The 17,894-nt window shown below is 59.4% G+C and carries 16 protein-coding genes; 6 read left to right on the top strand and 10 right to left on the bottom strand.

What is annotated here, in order from left to right; all coding sequences use genetic code 11:
* From M9827_RS09145 to M9827_RS09125, 5 genes are all read left to right on the top strand, one after another.
* The coding region (locus tag M9827_RS09145; protein ID WP_250605165.1) for a M20/M25/M40 family metallo-hydrolase at positions 1 to 1,465 on the top strand (1,465 nt) is incomplete at its 5' end.
* Positions 1,466 to 1,573: 108 nt separating this feature from the next.
* Complete coding sequence (locus M9827_RS09140; protein WP_250605164.1) at positions 1,574 to 4,279, top strand: DEAD/DEAH box helicase; 2,706 nt, start codon at positions 1,574 to 1,576, stop codon at positions 4,277 to 4,279.
* A 139-nt stretch (positions 4,280 to 4,418) separates the two neighbouring features.
* Positions 4,419 to 4,985, top strand: coding sequence for a hypothetical protein (locus tag M9827_RS09135; RefSeq protein ID WP_250605163.1), 567 nt, complete (start codon positions 4,419 to 4,421; stop codon positions 4,983 to 4,985).
* Between the two features lie 122 nt (positions 4,986 to 5,107).
* Positions 5,108 to 5,767 (top strand): carbonic anhydrase, encoded by a 660-nt coding sequence (locus M9827_RS09130; RefSeq protein ID WP_250605162.1) that lies wholly within the window; start codon positions 5,108 to 5,110, stop codon positions 5,765 to 5,767.
* Between the two features lie 287 nt (positions 5,768 to 6,054).
* The gene (locus tag M9827_RS09125) at positions 6,055 to 6,300 is read left to right on the top strand and encodes a hypothetical protein (RefSeq protein WP_095049097.1); all 246 of its coding nucleotides are present in this window, start codon (positions 6,055 to 6,057) and stop codon (positions 6,298 to 6,300) included.
* Positions 6,301 to 6,364: 64 nt separating this feature from the next.
* On the opposite strand, the gene M9827_RS09120 is transcribed toward M9827_RS09125, so the two are convergent.
* The 3 genes from M9827_RS09120 to M9827_RS09110 form a co-directional block, all read right to left on the bottom strand.
* On the bottom strand, positions 6,365 to 7,663 hold the full coding sequence (locus M9827_RS09120; protein ID WP_250605161.1) for a carbohydrate porin: 1,299 nt from the start codon (positions 7,661 to 7,663) through the stop codon (positions 6,365 to 6,367).
* Positions 7,664 to 7,747: 84 nt separating this feature from the next.
* Positions 7,748 to 10,153 (bottom strand): glucose/quinate/shikimate family membrane-bound PQQ-dependent dehydrogenase, encoded by a 2,406-nt coding sequence (locus M9827_RS09115; RefSeq protein ID WP_250605160.1) that lies wholly within the window; start codon positions 10,151 to 10,153, stop codon positions 7,748 to 7,750.
* A gap of 263 nt (positions 10,154 to 10,416) precedes the next feature.
* Positions 10,417 to 11,304 (bottom strand): LysR family transcriptional regulator, encoded by an 888-nt coding sequence (locus M9827_RS09110; protein WP_250605159.1) that lies wholly within the window; start codon positions 11,302 to 11,304, stop codon positions 10,417 to 10,419.
* Between the two features lie 92 nt (positions 11,305 to 11,396).
* Between M9827_RS09110 and M9827_RS09105 the strand changes: the two genes are divergently transcribed.
* Positions 11,397 to 12,365: an NAD-dependent epimerase/dehydratase family protein gene (locus tag M9827_RS09105; protein WP_250605158.1), complete on the top strand. Its 969-nt coding sequence runs from the start codon at positions 11,397 to 11,399 to the stop codon at positions 12,363 to 12,365.
* A 22-nt stretch (positions 12,366 to 12,387) separates the two neighbouring features.
* On the opposite strand, the gene M9827_RS09100 is transcribed toward M9827_RS09105, so the two are convergent.
* The 7 genes from M9827_RS09100 to M9827_RS09070 all read right to left on the bottom strand — a co-directional run bounded on the left by M9827_RS09100 (position 12,388) and on the right by M9827_RS09070 (position 17,890).
* Positions 12,388 to 12,693, bottom strand: a complete 306-nt coding sequence (locus M9827_RS09100) for a DUF6482 family protein (protein ID WP_250605157.1) — start codon at positions 12,691 to 12,693, stop codon at positions 12,388 to 12,390.
* 14 nt (positions 12,694 to 12,707) lie between these two features.
* On the bottom strand, positions 12,708 to 13,418 hold the full coding sequence (locus M9827_RS09095) for an SDR family NAD(P)-dependent oxidoreductase (RefSeq protein ID WP_250605156.1): 711 nt from the start codon (positions 13,416 to 13,418) through the stop codon (positions 12,708 to 12,710).
* A complete protein-coding gene (locus M9827_RS09090; RefSeq protein WP_250605155.1) occupies positions 13,415 to 13,957 on the bottom strand; it encodes a DUF3833 domain-containing protein in 543 nt (180 codons plus the stop codon). Before M9827_RS09090 ends, M9827_RS09095 begins: the two co-directional genes overlap by 4 nt.
* 78 nt (positions 13,958 to 14,035) lie before the next feature.
* Positions 14,036 to 14,593, bottom strand: coding sequence for a GTP cyclohydrolase I FolE (gene folE / locus M9827_RS09085; protein ID WP_123468712.1), 558 nt, complete (start codon positions 14,591 to 14,593; stop codon positions 14,036 to 14,038).
* A 307-nt stretch (positions 14,594 to 14,900) separates the two neighbouring features.
* Positions 14,901 to 15,803: a bestrophin family protein gene (locus M9827_RS09080; RefSeq protein ID WP_250605154.1), complete on the bottom strand. Its 903-nt coding sequence runs from the start codon at positions 15,801 to 15,803 to the stop codon at positions 14,901 to 14,903.
* A 102-nt stretch (positions 15,804 to 15,905) separates the two neighbouring features.
* Positions 15,906 to 16,718, bottom strand: a complete 813-nt coding sequence (locus tag M9827_RS09075) for a DUF1206 domain-containing protein (RefSeq protein ID WP_250605153.1) — start codon at positions 16,716 to 16,718, stop codon at positions 15,906 to 15,908.
* 167 nt (positions 16,719 to 16,885) lie between these two features.
* Positions 16,886 to 17,890 (bottom strand): XdhC family protein, encoded by a 1,005-nt coding sequence (locus tag M9827_RS09070; protein ID WP_250605152.1) that lies wholly within the window; start codon positions 17,888 to 17,890, stop codon positions 16,886 to 16,888.
* Positions 17,891 to 17,894: the final 4 nt, after the last annotated feature.

The raw sequence follows: 17,894 nt of genomic DNA, 5'->3' as shown, positions 1-17,894 counted from the left end.
CGGCGCCCGTTTTGCCGGGCGCGGGGCAGGGGAACCCGGTGCGTGGCGAGCCTCCCTGTGGATTGCGCGAAAAGTACGGGCACTGGGGTTGACGCCCTGGCAGGGCCGCCGGCGCCTGTTCCAGTCCGTACCCCTCGGTTGCGCCACGGCGCGATCCGGCGCCGAAAGCTGCCGGACGATCATCCAGGGTGATACCCGCTACGACCTCGAACAGGACGATGAACTGCTGATTCGCTCACAGCAATCCAGGGTTTGGCTCGAGCACGCGCCTTTGGTCTTTGTCGGTTATGGCATTGTCGCAACACAGTTCGACTGGGACGATTACGCCGGACTGGACGTCGTTGGCAAAGTGGTCGTGGTGTTACCCAACGATCCCGGACGCAACAGCCCGGGAGGCGAACTGTTCCTCGGCCAGCGCATGAGTTACTACGGGCGCTGGGAATACAAGTACGAGGAAGCGGCCCGCCAGGGTGCGGCGGGCGTCATTATCGTCCACACCGATGAACTGTTCGGCAGCGCGTTTCACCTTGTGCAGGACGAAATGCGCCGGCCGTTTCGCTTTCTTCCGCATGCTGTGCGCAGTCGGCTGGATTTCGAAGGGTTCTGCAGCGAACGGTTTGCCCGACGATTGTTAGCCGACGGCGGTGTTGACCTTGATGCATTCATCGCTGCCCCCAGGCCAATGGCAGGACGCCCGTACGGCCTCGATGCACACCTGCAACTGCGGCTTGATTGCGACATTGTCATTCGGCATTGCCGGAATGTGCTGGCGATGAAAAAGGGCCGACTGTTTCCCCGCCAGTGTGTCCTGTTCTGCGCGCACCTGGATCACCTCGGAAAAACCGCCGACGGCGGAGGCTATTACCCCGGCGCTGTCGATAACGCGATCGGTGTGGCGGTCTTGCTTGAGCTGGCCAGGCGTCTGGCCGACACGCCGCCGCTGCGGCGCACGGTGCTCTTTGCCTGGACGTCTGCCGAGGAGGTCGGCATGCATGGTTCCGCACGGGTCGCACAGTTGATCCGCGAGACGGGGCTGGATGTGGTGGCGGCGCTCAATATCGATGGTTTCGTACCGATCGGCAAAACCCGTGACCTGTTTCTGGTGGACGGCGATCAGTCCGATTTGTCCGAGGTGCTTGTCAGCGCTGCCCACACCCTCGGGCGCAAAATCAGCCTCGATGAAGAGCCTTCGGCGGGATATTTTTTTCGCTCAGATCAGGCGAGTTTCGCCAAGATTGATATCCCCGCGGTGCAGGTGAGCACTGGCGACGATTTGCTCAAAGGAGGGGTCGAGGAAGGCATGAAGCGGCATGAGTTCTATGACTCGAACACCTACCACCGCACATCCGATACGTTCAACCGCTACTGGGATTTCGCCAGCCTCATCGCCGACGTCGACGTCCTTGACGAAGCCCTGCATCTGCTCGGCGACTCGTCACTGCGTCCGGCGCTGCGTGGGCGTTAACGGCCGGGCTATCGACCTTGTACGCAATGATGGCAATATGGCTCCTCTTGGAGAGGTAGCATTCGGCGCGAGGCGAAGCCGGATGTCATGCGTTTAGGGATGAGGAATATGGCTTCGATTCAAATGGATGGTGAGGACAAGACCACAAAGATCAGCGACTGGGCGATTCGCTGGAGCGACAAGGACGAATTTCTGGAGCTGACCTGTCACTACCCCTCCAAAAAAAAATACACCCGCCCGCTCAGTAATTGCCTGGTTTCGCCCACCCGCGAGTTGACCAATGTCTTGCTGCACACATGCGGCAGCACCAAGCCCATTGCCAGCGCTACGATTTACGGTGAGCGCTATGCCGTTGTGCGCTACCCGGGCAGCAAAAAGCCCTATGTCTACAAGATGGACGGCATCGGCTTTACCGCTCCGACACCGATGAAGGGCACGCCGGTCTTCAGCTATTTCACTACCGTGGCGAAAGCCCGACAGAATCACGCCAAGTCGCAAACTGATCGTGAAATTGCCGACAATGTGGTGCGTCAGCTCGAAACACTGCCCGCCATCGCTGGCACTGCCTTGCAAGCCTACTGTACGGGGCGCAACGGCACGCTGGCGCCGGGGCAGGGGCTCATCTATCCGTTCGGGCTCAACGAGAGTCAGCTTCAGGCCGTCGAGCGGGCGTTCAGCGCGCAAGTCAGCGTGATCGAAGGCCCGCCAGGGACCGGCAAGACCCAGACGATTCTCAACATCCTCGCCAATATTCTGTTACGTGGGCAGACCGTAGCGGTGTTGTCCAACAACAATGCTGCCGTGGAAAATGTCTACGAAAAGCTGGAGAAATACGGCCTGGGCCATGTGGTCGCCAAACTTGGCAACCAGGACAAACGCAAGGCCTTCTTCGCCGACCTGCCTGCGTGGCCTTCAAGCCCACCCGAGCCGGCGCCATCACTCGATGAGATCCAGGCGTTGCTGGCCCGCTTGAAGCAGCACCTGCAAGACCATAACAGGGCGGCGCAACTGCAAATCGAGCTGGACGAGCTGGTCATCGAGCGGCGCTACCTGCAGCAGTGGCAGGCAGAAAGCGCTGTGCAGGCCACCGGCTCGCTCGACAAGTATGGCCTGACACCGCGCAAGACTGCGGACCTCTTGGCCTACCTGGCTTACCTCGGCGAGCAGCGCATTCATCTCAGAGACCGTATCGAGCTACTGTTCAAATTCAGGATCTTTCGCACCACGCCATTCGCCGAAGGCGAGGCGCGCATGGCCGTTTTCCATGCGCTGCAAATGCATTATTACGACCAGTCGATACGGGACAAGGAAGCGCAGCTGCGGGCGTGCCGCGATTCGTTGGCACGCGCGAATTTCACGGCCCTGCTCAAAGAACTGACAACTGCATCGATGCAGCATCTCAAGCGCCATCTGCAACTTCAGGTACCGCCGTCGGACAGCTTTGATGTCAAAACTTACTGCCGGCATTTCGATGCCTTCCTGCAGCGCTTCCCGATCCTGGGCAGCGGCACGCACTCTATCGTCAATTCGATCGCGCCGGGAGCGGTTCTCGACTACGTAATCATCGACGAAGCCTCTTTGCAGGACATCGTGCCGGGCATCCTGCCACTGGGCTGCGCCAAGAACCTGATCGTCGTGGGTGACAACCGCCAGTTGCCGCATATCCCCGTGGTTCTGGGGCTTCAAGCGCCGGCCGAGGCCTACGATTGCGAGCGCTACAGCTTGCTGGACTCGTGCATTGCCGTGTTTCAGGACGTGCTGCCCCGAACCCTGCTCAAAGAGCATTACCGCTGCCATCCCAGGATCATCCAGTTCTGCAACCAGCAGTTCTACGACAACGCACTGGTGCCGATGACCGAGGATAACGGCGAAGCCCCTCTGCGTCTGGTGGTGACCGCCAAGGGCAACCACGCCAGGAAGAACACCAACCTTCGGGAACTGGACTCCCTGCTGAAAGTGCTTGAGGAGGAGGGGCAACCCGTCGGAGTGGACGGCGAAGGCCGCGGTTACATTGCCCCGTTCAGAGCACAAGTCAACCTGTCCGGCACGCACTTGCCGACGGATTTCGTCAAGGACACCGTGCACAAGTTTCAGGGGCGCGAATGCGACGAGATCGTGTTCTCCACCGTGCTGGACAAGAAGCGCTACAACCAGGCGCGGACACGCCTGGATTTCGTCGACGACCCACGCATGATCAACGTGGCCGTTTCGCGGGCTAAACACCGTTTCACCCTGGTGACCGGCGACGAGGTGTTCACGGACAACAATGGCCACATCGCCGCGCTGATCCGCTACATCAGCTATTACGCGCAGGACGAGCAGATCATACGCGCGCCAGTGGTGTCGGCATTCGACTTGCTCTACCGCGAGTTCGACCAGTCTCTGGCGCGTCTGGATGCCCGGCTGCGGCCCGAGGATTCACGCTACAAGTCCGAACAGATCGTGGCCCAGTTGCTGCGCGAAGCGCTGTCTGCCCCGGCGTGCCAGGCATTGAAGTACCACACGCAGATCCAGCTGGATAAGCTTGCATCACCGACCGGCCTCGACTGGACGGAGCCGCAGCGGGCGTTCATGCGGCGCGCCAGTTGCGATTTCGTGATCTATTTCAAAGTGGGCAAGCAACCGATAGGGGTGATCGAGGTCGATGGCGGGTACCACGACCGACCCGAGCAGGCCGCTCGGGACGCCATGAAAAATGAGATTCTGGCTAAAAGTGGCATTCCCATTCTGCGGCTGCGGACAGTTGAGAGTGACATTGAGCGCAAAATTGGCAACTTTATCGGGCAGTGGGCCAGTCCTGCGCAGGACGCTTAAGCACAGGGGCAGAGGCCGTCAGCCGCTGAGGCGCTGTCCTCATGTGTTCGTGAGGTGGTCTGTCCCTGAAATACGTCTCTCACTCCAATGAAGTTTTGAAAAAAATATTCAAGCTATTTACATGGCAGAGCATACATAGATGAAACTCGGCGCACCTGAGGAAAAACCAAAAACAATAGTTGTCAGGGTGATCGTGCTTTTGCTTTTTGGTGCGTGGATTACTTATGCATTTTGGACTGTTGGAATTTCAGCGCGAACAGTTTTAATGCCTGGAGTCCCCGAGTGGCAGACGTATCTGCTGATCAGCGCTATTGCCGGGCTTGTTGCGGCGGGTCGAAAATTTTTCGGACATCCTGACGGTAAGACTGCCAGAAAAGTGTTAAACGCTTTTGTTGGTTGGTTTTGCGTAGGGATTATTTTTTCCATAAATAGTTATGATGCCGCCGCCTACCTTCTGCCAGGCGAGATCATTGAATATGAATCCGTTTATGAAATAACTTATCCTGGGCCTTCCTCTTCAAGGTTTGGTCATTGCGAGGCAGGTCTATGGATCGTAGATTCACACACGCACCGCAAGATTGAGCTTTGCACGAATAAAGCAGACTTGAATGAAAAGCTAAAGCAAGGCACGAATGCCGTGTGGGTGAGGGCCCGAGCAAGCAGAATCGGTAGCTACATCGTCGGCTATACATTTTTCCACAAGTAAAATCACTATCGTTGATTGAGTGAAGCCGATGTGCGCGACGTCTGAGATAATGGCGGCCACAAAGGCATGATTGCAGTTCGATTGCTCGTGCCGGCATTCGACATTCGGTTCTGGAGGATTCCATGCGTGACATCATTGACGGCTTTCTGCGCTTTCAGCGCGAGGTTTATCCGCAACGCGTCGAGCTTTTCAAGCAGCTCGCGACGGAACAAAATCCCAAGGCGTTGTTCGTCACCTGCTCGGACAGTCGTGTGGTGCCCGAACTCCTTACGCAGCGCGAACCGGGCGAATTATTCGTGATTCGCAACGCCGGCAACATTGTGCCGTCGTATGGTCCGGAACCGGGCGGAGTCTCGGCCACCGTTGAATACGCGGTCGCAGTGCTCGGGGTCCAGGACATCGTGATTTGCGGCCACTCGGACTGCGGAGCGATGGGCGCGATTTCGCGTTGCACGTGTCTGGATCATCTTCCGGCGGTCGCTAACTGGTTACGTCATGCCGACGCGGCGAAAGCGATTAACGCTGCACACGAGTTCGATACGCCACGGGACAAGCTCGATGGCCTCGTGCGCGAGAACGTGATCGCACAACTGGCGAACCTGCGGACGCACCCATCGGTAGCCCTTGCACTCGAGCAGGGTCGCATGAATCTACACGGCTGGGTCTACGACATCGAGGCAGGTTGCATCGATGCGCTCGATGGCGCAACGCGACGCTTCGTTTCACTTGCTGATTCGCCGACCACCGTGGCGATCGCTGCGCGTAACGGCAGACAGATGTGAGGACGTCACTCGGTCTGGCGTATGCGCGGGGCAGTGTTGCCCCCGGTTGGACCGACATTGAGATCAACTGAGCGGGCCAGACGATGCGGTTCGCCGCGATTGTCCTTTTGTCATCCTGACCTTGGCTGTTCTTGACCATCAATAACAGCCACTCAACCATTCTTTGGCCTGTTTCGACGCCTGAAAATAATCTGAACGGCCTCGGAACCTGCTCGCCTAATGATTAGCTTGTGGTCAATCGCACAGGCGATGTGTCAATAACGGCACACTCCCGAGAGGTGGTCAACGTGGCTAAAGACGAAAAGAAAAGCAAAGACAAAGGTGACGCTTCGAAAGCCAGCAAGGATTTGAAAGACAAAAAGTCATCCCCTGAGAAGAAATCAGCGGCAGCCTCGGCGCTTTCCAAGTCTTCCGACAAGAAAGACAAGAAAAAAGACGCCGAGCCGAAGAAATCTGCGAAAAAAGCCGATAGCAAGCCTGAGAAGGCCAAGGATTCAAAGAAGGCTGATAAGCCGGCTAAAAAGAAAAAGTGAGCTTGAAGGCAATAAAAAACCCGGCAATTGGAGCCGGGTTTTTTATTGCCTGCCATTCGGGGGCTCAGAGCGCCGCTTTCACCTGCAAACCAAACACCAGCGCATTGTCGATGTCCTGCCCGGAAAACGCGCCCGGCTCGATGATGTACTGCACATTCGGGCGCAGGCTCAGCCAAGGCGTGGCCTGATAACCGTAGCCAAGTTCGATCAATTGCTCGGCGCTGTCCAGGTTCGGGAACGCTGTGCCGTTGTTCAATGCGGCGTCCTGCAAAACGTCACGGCTACGCGGGTTCGGCACGGCACGGCCATAACCCAGCGCGATGGTGTCACGCGGGCGACCTTCGAACGGTTTGTACAACACCACACCGGTGCCATACCACTTGCTGAATGGCGAAGCTGCTTCGCTGGCCGCGGAGTATTGGCCGAAGGCATGCAGGCTGCGGCCTTCGGACGTCGGCGAGCGCCACACGGCCTGGTCGACCAGCAGGTAATGACCGCCACGACCGGAGACTTCGTCGTCGCTGCCGATGCGTTTTACGTCAGAGCTGTCGTAGTAGTAGCCGAGCTTATATTCGCCGGGCAGCTCACCCGCGTGCTTGTACACCAGCTCGATCGGTACCACGGTGCCGGTGGTGTGTTTAGGGCCAAGGTGCCAGGCACGGCTGGAGTTGCCGTTGCTTTCCGGATCGACGTTGAACGCGGCCACGCGCAGTTGCCACGAGGACGACAGGTCGTATTTCACCCGTACACCCAAATGGGCGTTGGGGTAGTTGGTCCAGCCGCTGCCGCCGGACATGTTCAGCGGATGGCCACAGAACCCGGCGTTCATGAAGTTGCACAGAATACCGCTGTCGAGGCCGCCGAGGTCGTTGCCCATGGCCATGTAGCCGAGTTTCACATTGAGCGCCGGAGTGAACAGGCTGCGCTCGTAACTCAGTTCGGTCAGGCGCGTGTACAGGCCGCCGTAGTTTTCCTGGATCGGCAGACGGTTGCCGACAAGGTCTTGCGAAGCGCTGTTGCCGCGGCGGTCGTTGATGGTCAACTGGACTTTGCCGGCATTGTCGACGCCATACAGTTTGCTCAGGTCGAACTGCACGCCGAGCTTGATGTTCTGCGAGTAGCGCGCCGAACGATGCAAACCACCATCGGCGTTGTATGCCATTTCACCGCTGTAGTCGCCGGTGAATTTGATGCCTTGTTCATCCATCTGGTGACGCAAGCCACCCCAGTCACCGGTGAGGGTGCTGCGGGTCAACAGATCGGAATCGTTGTCGGCCAGCGCGGGGAGGGCGGTGGTGCAGGTCAGGCCCAGCAACAGGCCTTTGAACAGGTCGGAACGGGAAAAACGAACAGCCGATAGCATGTAAATCTTCCTGCTGAAAACTTGAGCAATAGGGGAAAGCAGCGCGGCACCCGAAGGTGCCGCGCTTTACGTGAACAGCGTGGTTTACGGCAGGGCGTAAGCCATCACGTAGTCGCCGCGATCGGTCGACTGACGCGCGCCACCGGCGGTGATGACGATGTATTGCTTGCCGGTTTTCGGCGAAACATAGGTCATCGGGCCGCCCTGACTGCCGACTGGCAGACGTGCTTTCCAGACTTCTTCACCGTTGCCGCTGTTGAAGGCGCGCAGGTAGAAGTCCTGGGTGCCGGCGATGAAGATCAAACCACCTTGGGTCGACAGCGTGCCGCCGAGGGTTGGCAGACCGATCTTGATCGGCAGGTGCATGCGGATGCCCAGCGGACCGGTGTCTTCAACGGTGCCGACCGGAACCTGCCAGGCGACTTTCTGCGTCTTCATGTCGATTGCGGTCAGCGTGCCGAACGGTGGCGCCTGGCACGGAATGCCGGCCACCGACAGGAAGCGGTTTTTGTTTACGGCGTACGGCGTGCCTTTCAGCGGCACGGCGCCCATGCCGGTGTTCAACGCTTCGCCACCGCCAGCAGCCTGGCCTTTGTTCTGCGACGGGATCATCTGAATCCACAGGCCCAGGCGCATGTCGTTGACGAAGATGAAGCCGTGTACCGGGTCAGTGGAGATGCTGCCCCAGTTCATGCCGCCCAGCGAACCCGGGAAACTCAGCGATTTATCGGTGCCCGGTGCGGTGTACAGACCGTCGTAGCGCATGCCTTTGAAGTCGATGCGGCAGAGGAGCTGATCGTACGGAGTCGCGCCCCACATGTCCGATTCAGTCAGGTGCTGCGCGCCGATTTGCGGCATGCCCAGCGACTTTGGCTGAGTTGGCGAGTACGGTTCGTTCGGGATATTCGCCGCTTTGACCGGAACTTCTTTAACGTCGGTCAGCGGTTTGCCGGTGGCACGGTCGAGCACGTAGATCTGCCCGGCCTTGGTGCCGATAACCACGGCCGGTACGGTTTTGCCGTCCTTGGTGAAGTCGATCAGGCTTGGCTGCATCGGCAGGTCGAAGTCCCACAGATCGTTGTGCACGGTCTGGAACACCCAACGCTCTTCACCGCTGGTGGCGTCCAGCGCGAGGATCGAAGCGCCGTAGGTGTGATCGAGTTTGCTGCGCTCGACACCATAGATGTCGGTGGACGAGCTGCCCATCGGCAGGAACACGGTGTTGGTCGCCGGGTCGTAGGACATCGGTGCCCAGCTGTTCGGCGTGCTGCGCACATAGGTGCTGCCGTCTGCCGGTGCCTTTTTGTCCTGCGGGTTGCCCGGGTCGAAGGCCCAACGCATGGCGCCGGTGATCACGTCGAAACCACGGATGACGCCGCCGGGCATGTCGGTCTGCACGTTGTCAGCCACACGACCGCCAACCACCACAGTGGTGCCGGCCATCAGCGGCGCCGAGGACAACTGATAGTAGCTGTCCGGGACATCACCCAGACCGGCCTTCAGATCTACCTGGCCATTGTTGCCGAAACCCTGGCAGAACTCGCCGGTGTCCGCATCGACCGCGATCAGGCGGGCATCAATGGTGTTGGTGAGCAAGCGACGTTGGCAATTGGCGGCCGGCGCCGGTTTGGCTTCGATGATTGTCGAATTGGCCGGCTGAGCAATGGCAGCGCTGGCGTCAAAGTAGGCCATGCCACGGCAACGCTGCCAGACTTTCGACTGGGCGTTGATTGCGTTCTTCCACAGTTCCTTGCCGGTGTCGGCATCCAGCGCGATCAGGTTGTTGTGCGGGGTGCAGATGAACACCTTGTTGCCGATTTGCAGCGGGGTGAGCTGGTCTTCGGCGCCGTTGCCATCGCTCTCGGCGACGTCGCCGGTGTGATAGGTCCACGCCACTTTCAATTTGTCGACGTTGGTGCGATTGATCTGGTCCAGCGCGGCGAAGCGGCTGCCACCTTCGGTATTACCGTAGTGCGCCCAGTCTTTTTGCGCCTTGTCCGGCTCGACCGGGGTAAGGCCCGGGCCAGTGCCGGTTGCCGCCACGGTTGGATGGGCGACAAACATATTGCCAGCCGCCACAACAACGCCGACCGCCAGCACAGCAGCCACAGCGTAAGCGCCGCGACCCGCAACGCCACCGTTGGCACGCTTGAGTAGCGGATAAACCAGCGCCACGACCAGGCCGATCACACTGAACATGAACAGGCGCGAGAACACCGGCCAGAACACCAGTCCGGCATCGCTCACGGCCCAGATGGCGGTGCCGACCAGAAACGCCGCAAACAGCCAGGCACCGGCAGTTTTGAATCGGGCGATCAGCAGACCGGAGAGGGCCATCACCAGACCACCCACCAGGAAGTACCAAGACCCTCCCAGGCTGACCAACTTCACGCCGCCAGCAGCGAGCGCCAAGCCGAGCAGGGCGATGATCACCCCGAGCCCGACCAGAATGAATTTTGATATGCCCGAGAGGCGTTGACTCTGCTTCACGTTGAATGTCCCGTTGAAATGAGGAGGGCATTATATAGTTAGGTAACTACCTAGTTAAATCACTAATTCAGTAATAAAGCGTTGTTGGCTCTTTGATAACGCGCCTGAGCCCTAACAGGCACTCTCATGGGGTTCAGCGGAGCTTTTGAATGGCTGCAAAAAACGAGTTTGTGTCAGAAAAAATGCCGGTTATGACAGCTCTTCCGTTGTGCCGTGTTCAGCCTGGCCTTAAAGATCAGCCGACACACGGCAGTAAAACCAGCTTAGCCCACATATTGCTCAAGCCCTGCGAGCAGGGCTTCGAAGGTCACTCTGCAGCGCGGGCTGCTGCGTAAATCTTCGTGCATGGTCAGCCAGGTGGTCAGTCCGGGTTTGAAGGCTTGGGCGAGTACGCGCACCAGTTCGGGGTTACGTTGCGCCACTCGCACCTGGCACACGCCGATGCCCACACCAGCGCGGATCATCGCCAGTTGGGCCAGATCGCTGTCAGTGCGCAAGGTGAAGTGTTCGCGGCGCCATTGCGGCAACCAGTACCTGGCGCTGCGCAGAAAGGGCGTTTCCTGGTCGAACCCGATCAGTGCGTGATCGGTGAGTGCTTCCAGTGTCTGCGGTGTGCCGCACGCATCGAGGTAGCGGCGGTGGGCATGCAGGCCCAGTTCGATGTCGCCGATCCGTCGGGCAATGAGCGAACCCTGTTCGGGGGCGACCATGCGCACGGCGATATCGGCCTCACGATGCAACAGGTCTTGCACGCGATTGGTCAGCACCAGCTCCACCCTCAGTTCCGGGTAGCGGCTTTGCAGTCCGGCAATCATCGGGGGCAGCACTTCCGCGCCGACCACCTCGCTGGTGCTGATGCGCACCGTTCCTCTGACCGCGCTCCCTTGCGCCTCGGCGGCGCGCAACAGTGCAGCGGCATTGGCGCGCATGGCTTCGGCGAAAGGCTTGAGTGCCAGCGCGGCTTCTGTCGCCAACAGGCCTTGTTGTGAGCGAGTAAACAGGCTCACGCCCAGTTGCTGCTCAAGCGTATCGATGTGGCGCCCGACCGTGGGCTGGGCAACACCCAGTGCCCGCGCGGCGGCCGACAATGATCCTTCCTGCAGCACGCTCAGGTAGGAGCGGTACAGTTCCCAGCTAATGTTATTGTCCATGCATAAATGTATAGCGGGTCGCCGAAATTAGGCAATTTCATTGAGTGACGAGCGCCTTCAGACTTCTCTCATTCCATCGAGAGGGCGGTAACATGATCACAAATCGGCGCGTTTTGGTTCTGGGTGCAACCGGTGGCATTGGCGGTGAGGTGGCGCGCCAGTTGCGCGAATCCGGTTGGGAAGTATGTGCATTGCGTCGCGGTGGCCGCCCGCAAAACCAAGGGGCGGAAGGCATCACTTGGTTCGACGGTGACGCGATGAATCGTCAGCAGGTCATGGCCGCTGCGCAGGGATGCTCGGCCATCGTCCATGCGGTCAATCCGCCGGGGTATCGTGGCTGGGACCAGCAGGTGTTGCCCATGCTCGACAACACCATCGCCGCCGCCATTGCGCAAGGCGCGACGATTGTCCTGCCGGGCACTGTTTACAACTACGGGCCGGATGCCTTTCCACTGCTGCACGAGGATTCGCCCCAACAACCGTTAACCCGCAAAGGCGCCTTGCGAGTGGAACTTGAGCGACGACTGGGCGACGCCAGCACTCAAGGCTGCCGCGTGATCATTGTGCGCGCCGGCAATTTTTTCGGGCCGGTACCGGGCAATAACTGGTTTTCCCAAGGCTTGATCAAACCGGGCAGGGCGGTGGCCCGCGTGCTCCTGCCAAGCGCCAAGGGCATCGGCAACCAGTGGGCCTATTTGCCCGATGTCGCCAACACCATGGTGCAACTGCTGGAGCGTCGCCAGACCCTTGATCCCTTTGCGACCTTTCATATGGCGGGTCATTGGGATGCGGACGGTCGGCAAATGGCCGAAGCCATCCGCCGCGTTGTCGCAAAACGCAGCGGCAAGGCACCGAAGATCAAAGCCTTCCCGTGGTGGTTGATCAACATGCTGTCACCCGTTGTCGAAACCTTTCGCGAAATGCAGGAGATGCGCTACCTGTGGAACGAGCCGGTGCGTTTGAGCGGCGCACGCTTGCAGGCGACATTGGGAGGTGAGCCGCACACGCCGCTGGATGAGGCTGTCGAAGTAACGCTGGCAGGTCTGGGTTGCCTGGATTGAATGAAGCCGGGCCTGGTCCGACTCATGCAGGCGTGGTGAGCGAAAACGGAATGCGCAGCTCTTCGACCGGGCCTGTGTCGCGGCCGCACATTTCATCGTGAACGCATTGCTGCACCAGCACGCACGGAAACGCCGGTACGGTCTGCAGCAAGTCACGCAGGTGGGTGATCGAGCGCAGGTGCATCGGCTTGGCCGCATCATCCAGCAGGGTGAACTGGCCGTGATCCAGGCGGATCCGCGCCAGATAAAAACCACCTTCGAGCGACAGCAGTTCGAGTTCGCGTATTTCGCTGTTGGCCGCACGTTCGGTAAGGGTTTGCAGGTTCATGCTTCACTCCTTGCCTACCAGGGTAGGCGTTCTCCATCGTAGGCAAAGAAATGGCCGCTGTCGGCCGGCGTCAACTGGTCAATCAAGGTCAGTAACTGGTCGGCGGCAACGTCTGCCGGACGGGCGCTGGAGGCGCCGCGAAAAGGTTGCGACAAGCCCGACACCACCGTGCCCGGGTGCAGACTGAGCAAGCGGCTCTGCGGGCGCGTGCGTGCCAGTTCGATGGCGGCGGTCTTGATCAGCATGTTCAGCGCAGCCTTGGAGGCGCGATAGGTGTACCAGCCACCCAAACGGTTGTCGCCGATGCTCCCGACCTTGGCCGACAGCATTGCCATCGCCCCCCGAGGGTCGAGCAGCGGCAGAAAATGACGCAACACCAATGCCGGCCCCAGCGTGTTCACTTGAAACACGGCTTGCAGCGCTTCCGGTTCGATCGCGTTGAAGCTTTTTTCCGGCTTGATCCCCTCACGATGGAGCAGCCCGGCCGCGTGGATGATCAGTTGATACGGCGCTTCGCTTGCCAGTTCGGCGGCGGCGCTGGCTATGGTTTCTGGCCGCTCAAGATCCAGCGCGGGGAGGGTACGGCGCCCCAGCGCGCGCACCCCGGCACAGCGCGGATCCTGTTTCAACAGTTCGCAAAAGGCTGTGCCGAGGGCGCCACTGGCGCCGATCACCAGCGCGCGATAACCGTCGCCGAGCGAGGCCAGGGTCAATGCGCGGTTCATTCGTTGACTCCGGCAGCCTGGCGACGGAAGAACAACGTCACCTGGCCAACCTCTACCCCGAATTTGGACATGCTGGTGCGGTTGATCAGCGTGTCCTCGTCCATCAAGTACATCCAGTCGTCCATGCTCATTTCGTAGGTCGAGTCGTCGACCGGCAGGTTCAGGCGATAACGCCAGTGCAATGCGTTGCCAGCGACCTGACCCTCGGCGACACCCACCACGTCAGCCGCGCGACCGCTCCAGCGGCCTTGGCCTTCGGGCGTGAGGGTCCAGACGCGGCGCTGGCGGGTGCCATCGCTGTACAGGAAGCGCTCGTCGAGAATCAGATTGTTGCCCTCACGCCGGCTGACGATGTCGACCTCGAAACGCTTGACCACCTCACCGCTGCGCTTCTGAAACATCCCCCAGGCTTTGACGGGCTGGCTGAAAAAGCGCTGCAGGTCGAGGGCCGGTTGCTGATCGGCATAACGAGCGACATCGACACTGCCGCAGCTTGCGATGCTGAGTACCAGTGCCAGTAACAGCAGAAATCGGGTCATGGCCTTACTCCCTGAAGCACACAGGTGATGTGAAATGTCCAGTTATTGGCTTGTACAGTGAATAGGTGCTGTATAGCTTTATCGGCGTCCGATCAGTTGCAGAAACTCTTGCCGCGTCGTCGAGCTGTCACGGAAGGCGCCCAGCATCACGGAGGAGGTCATGACCGAATTCTGCTTCTCTACGCCGCGCATCATCATGCACATGTGCCTGGCTTCAATGACCACCGCCACTCCGGCGGCATCGGTGATCTGCTGGATGGCCTCGGCAATCTGCCGGGTGAGGTTTTCCTGGATCTGCAGGCGACGGGCGAACATGTCCACCACCCGCGCGACCTTCGACAGCCCCAGCACCCTGCCGGTGGGGATGTACGCCACATGCGCCTTGCCGATAAAGGGCAGCATGTGGTGCTCGCAGAGGGAATACAGCTCAATGTCGCTGACGATCACCATTTCATCGCTCTGCGATTCGAACAGGGCACCGTTGGTGACGTCTTCCAGGCTCATCGTGTAGCCATTGCACAGATACTGCATCGCTTTGGCGGCGCGCTTGGGCGTGTCCAACAGACCCTCGCGCTCGGGGTTTTCACCGACGCCGACGAGAATTTCACGGTAATGACTGGCTAATAATGGGTTCATTCAAGGTGCTCGCGGTGGTGCTGTGCGTGAAGCCAATCCATAGCGAAAGAGTTGTACGCAATGAAGTGCTTTGTATAGGTATTATTGAAGATAGGCTGAAAAAAATCACCTGACAATGAGTCGGCAATCTTTTTTATGCAGATGCGAAAACCTCACATCGCAAAAATGTGAGGTTGCGCAAATGGCGGAGGACAGAGAGGGGACCGCGAGCGCTCCGGGACAAGCGCAAGCGCGGTGGGAAACTACGACGATGGTGGGCAAGCGTCCTGATCGATTCCGGAGCCGTCAGATTGCCGATTCCGGCATCTCAAGCGTTCTCTTCAAGCCTGCGCACGTCACCCAAGGAATCACGCTGCATCGACTGCAGGTTCTTCTCGATGGTTTCGCACAGCGCTTCCATTTGAATCTGGTGTTCGCTGTGGCGAAACGGACTTTGCAGATCCGTGCCGATGCGTTCGATGGCCAGCAGCATAAAACCGACGACGGTCGAGGCCAGCGGCGTGAACCAGCCCAAGGACTCCACCAGACCGACCGGCACAATCAGGCAGAACAGCGAAATAAACAGCCGCGGAAAATACACATAAGGGTAAGGCAGCGGCGTATTTGCAATCCGCTCCATGCCGCCCTGGCTGTTGGACAGGTCCACCAGAGTCGATTCCAGCCGCGCCAGGCGAATGCTGTCCAGGCGCCCGGCCTTGTATTCCCGTGCGAGCAACGTCGCCGAGCCGGTGAGGATATCGTTGGCAAAGTTATTGGTGGTGCCACTGCGGGCGAACTCATCGGCGGGAATAAACGCTCGCACTTCCTCGGGACAAGGCTGGCCTTGCAGATGGGCCGCCAGACAGTTCACATAGGCGACGTGACGACGCAGAAGGGTCGACTTGACCGGATTGACCTCGCTGCCGGTGTCATCCAGCAGCGTCAGCACCTGCCGGGCGAAGCTGCGTGAGTTGTTGATCATCGAACCCCACAGCGTCCGCGCTTCCCACCAGCGGTTGTAAGCGCTGCTGTTGCGGAAACTGATCAGCACGATCAATGCCGAACCCAATAACGTCAGGGGCATCAATGGCAGATTCAGCTTAGCGTTGAGGAACAGCATGAAGTCGACGGTGACGGCGATGTCCCAGAGCAGCAGCCAGAACAACGCCCAGCCGACATAGCCCAGAGTCTTGATGATCAAACGGTATTTTCTGACGATGGCAGCTTTCAAACGGAAAACCTCGAGGTGAGCGGTAAGCGTTAACGCGTTAGCTCGGACGGTGTTTTCGGGGGAAAGGTTCGGGCCGTGGTACTTGACCACCTCATTTACACCCTACGTTCTCGCCACTCCCGGCACATCCATGTTGATCTTGCGCCAGAACGCTTCCGACAAACTGTAGGCCGAGAAGGCAATCAGTCCCAACGCCATCACCATCAAAATCAGCCAGCCGGCTGGCAGATTCTGCAGCGCATCGAGTGCTTCCTTCATACCCGGTGGATCCATGGCCTGATAGGTGGAACCGCTGATTGCCAGCAGCAATGCAATCTCGATAAACACCACGCCACGCGCGATCAGGCCAAACCGCGAGACCGGGCGGACGTAGCGCATGACCTCTTCGTCAGCCTCGAAATACTTCTCGAACGAGGCTTTCCAGCCCTTGATGATGTGTGCAATGCCCACGCCAAGTGGAACGAGGGCGATCAGGTACACCAGCCAGTTCGAGTGTTCCCAGGACAAAAGATGCGCCAGCCAGTCTTTGGTTTGTCCTGCGGAATTGCCCGAGCTTTTAATCCCGCTGATGAGCAGGCCCAATGCAAAGAACGCCAGAGCACCGTTGACCAGACCTCCCACAAACAACCCTGTGCGGATCACCAGACCTTTGAGTTTTGTGCCGTGATGATCGACATCACGCGTTGCCTGCAGGACACGCCAAGCGGCAAATGCGAGCAGTCCCGCCACGACAAGTCCAACCAGAAAATAGCCGAATGGCTGGCCTAACAAGGCTTCCAGACTCTTGTGGCTGTCCTTCGGTTTAGTCGAATCCTGGGCTGCCAGCAACGCAAAGATACCGATGATCAGATACAGCATTCCTCGGGCGGCATAGCCTCCCCGAGCGAGGAGGACGAGGTTGCGTTGCGCGGACATGGGGGTATTCCTGAGAGGTTATAAGAGAGCAGACCCTTCTTGCCGGGAGGGGTTCTATGACCTGTCGAAGAACGCCGTGTCTTCTCCAGGACATCGGCGCCGAGGCTGTTCAACACCACGTCGCTTCGTTGCCGGCCGATAACGCCGACGCAGAGTAGAAGCACAGCTCATTCCGCGAGCGCTTTGGCCCTCGCAATTGAAAACGCTTGCGGCAGGCTTGCGCCATTTTTGGCGGCAAGAATCTCGGCCATCACGCTAACGGCGATTTCCGCAGGCGTCTTGCTGCCAATGTACAGGCCGATCGGCCCGTGCAGGCGCTCAAGCGACGCCTCGGTCTCACCAAAATGCTCGATCAGGCGTTCGCGGCGCAACTGGCTGTTGCGTCGCGAGCCGATGGCGCCAATATAGAACGCCGGGCTGTGCAGCGCTTCGAGCAAGGCCAGATCGTCAAGTTTGGGGTCATGGCTCAAAGCGACGATGCAGGTGCGCAGATCCACCGCGAAGTCGCGGACCACGTCGTCCGGCATGCCGACGATGCGCTCCACGCCATTCACCGCCCAAGTCTCGATGTACTCGGGACGCGGATCGCACACCGCCACCCTGAAACCGTTGAACAAGGCCATGGTCGCCAGATACTCGGCCAGCGCACCGGCACCGATCATCAGCATTCGATAGCCCGGCCCCAAGGTGTTGAGCATCTGCGCGCCGTCGAAGTTGAACTGTTCCGGCGTCGCGGTCGGTTCAAGCATGACCCGACCGGACTCCAGCGTCAGGCGACGACGAACCAGTTGCCCGGCGTCCAGTTGCGTCAGCAGTTCATCAAGTGACTGCCACGCCGGGTTGAACTCAAGGATCAGCTCAAGCGTGCCACCGCACGGCAAGCCGAAGCGATGCGCCTCATCGGCGCTGACGCCATAGCGCACCACTTGCGGTGCGCCGTCGCTAAAAGCGGGGCCGCCATGGGCCGTGGTGTAGCGATGGATCAGATCGTCTTCGATGCAGCCGCCGGACACGCTGCCCACTCCGCGACCGTCGTCACGCAAAGCCATCATCGAACCCGTCGGCCGTGGTGAAGAACCCCAGGTGCGCGCCACCGTGGCGAGCAACACACGCTCGCCAGCGGCAAGCCAGTCCCGCGCCGTGCGCAGGACCAGCAAGTCGATGCTTTCCATCAAA

Source organism: Pseudomonas sp. AKS31 (assembly GCF_023634765.1).
GTDB lineage: Bacteria > Pseudomonadota > Gammaproteobacteria > Pseudomonadales > Pseudomonadaceae > Aquipseudomonas.
This window is presented reverse-complemented; position numbering and strand designations above follow the sequence as displayed.

What these genes read in the sequence shown, in the direction of transcription:
- M9827_RS09075 (WP_250605153.1), bottom strand. Translation starts at nt 16,718, where the DNA reads ATGTCCGCGCAACGCAACCTCGTCCTCCTCGCTCGGGGAGGCTATGCC.
- M9827_RS09135 (WP_250605163.1), top strand. Translation starts at nt 4,419, where the DNA reads ATGAAACTCGGCGCACCTGAGGAAAAACCAAAAACAATAGTTGTCAGG.
- M9827_RS09100 (WP_250605157.1), bottom strand. Translation starts at nt 12,693, where the DNA reads ATGAACCTGCAAACCCTTACCGAACGTGCGGCCAACAGCGAAATACGC.
- M9827_RS09120 (WP_250605161.1), bottom strand. Translation starts at nt 7,663, where the DNA reads ATGCTATCGGCTGTTCGTTTTTCCCGTTCCGACCTGTTCAAAGGCCTG.
- M9827_RS09090 (WP_250605155.1), bottom strand. Translation starts at nt 13,957, where the DNA reads ATGACCCGATTTCTGCTGTTACTGGCACTGGTACTCAGCATCGCAAGC.
- M9827_RS09140 (WP_250605164.1), top strand. Translation starts at nt 1,574, where the DNA reads ATGGCTTCGATTCAAATGGATGGTGAGGACAAGACCACAAAGATCAGC.
- M9827_RS09110 (WP_250605159.1), bottom strand. Translation starts at nt 11,304, where the DNA reads ATGGACAATAACATTAGCTGGGAACTGTACCGCTCCTACCTGAGCGTG.
- M9827_RS09070 (WP_250605152.1), bottom strand. Translation starts at nt 17,890, where the DNA reads ATGGAAAGCATCGACTTGCTGGTCCTGCGCACGGCGCGGGACTGGCTT.
- M9827_RS09095 (WP_250605156.1), bottom strand. Translation starts at nt 13,418, where the DNA reads ATGAACCGCGCATTGACCCTGGCCTCGCTCGGCGACGGTTATCGCGCG.
- M9827_RS09130 (WP_250605162.1), top strand. Translation starts at nt 5,108, where the DNA reads ATGCGTGACATCATTGACGGCTTTCTGCGCTTTCAGCGCGAGGTTTAT.
- folE (WP_123468712.1), bottom strand. Translation starts at nt 14,593, where the DNA reads ATGAACCCATTATTAGCCAGTCATTACCGTGAAATTCTCGTCGGCGTC.
- M9827_RS09105 (WP_250605158.1), top strand. Translation starts at nt 11,397, where the DNA reads ATGATCACAAATCGGCGCGTTTTGGTTCTGGGTGCAACCGGTGGCATT.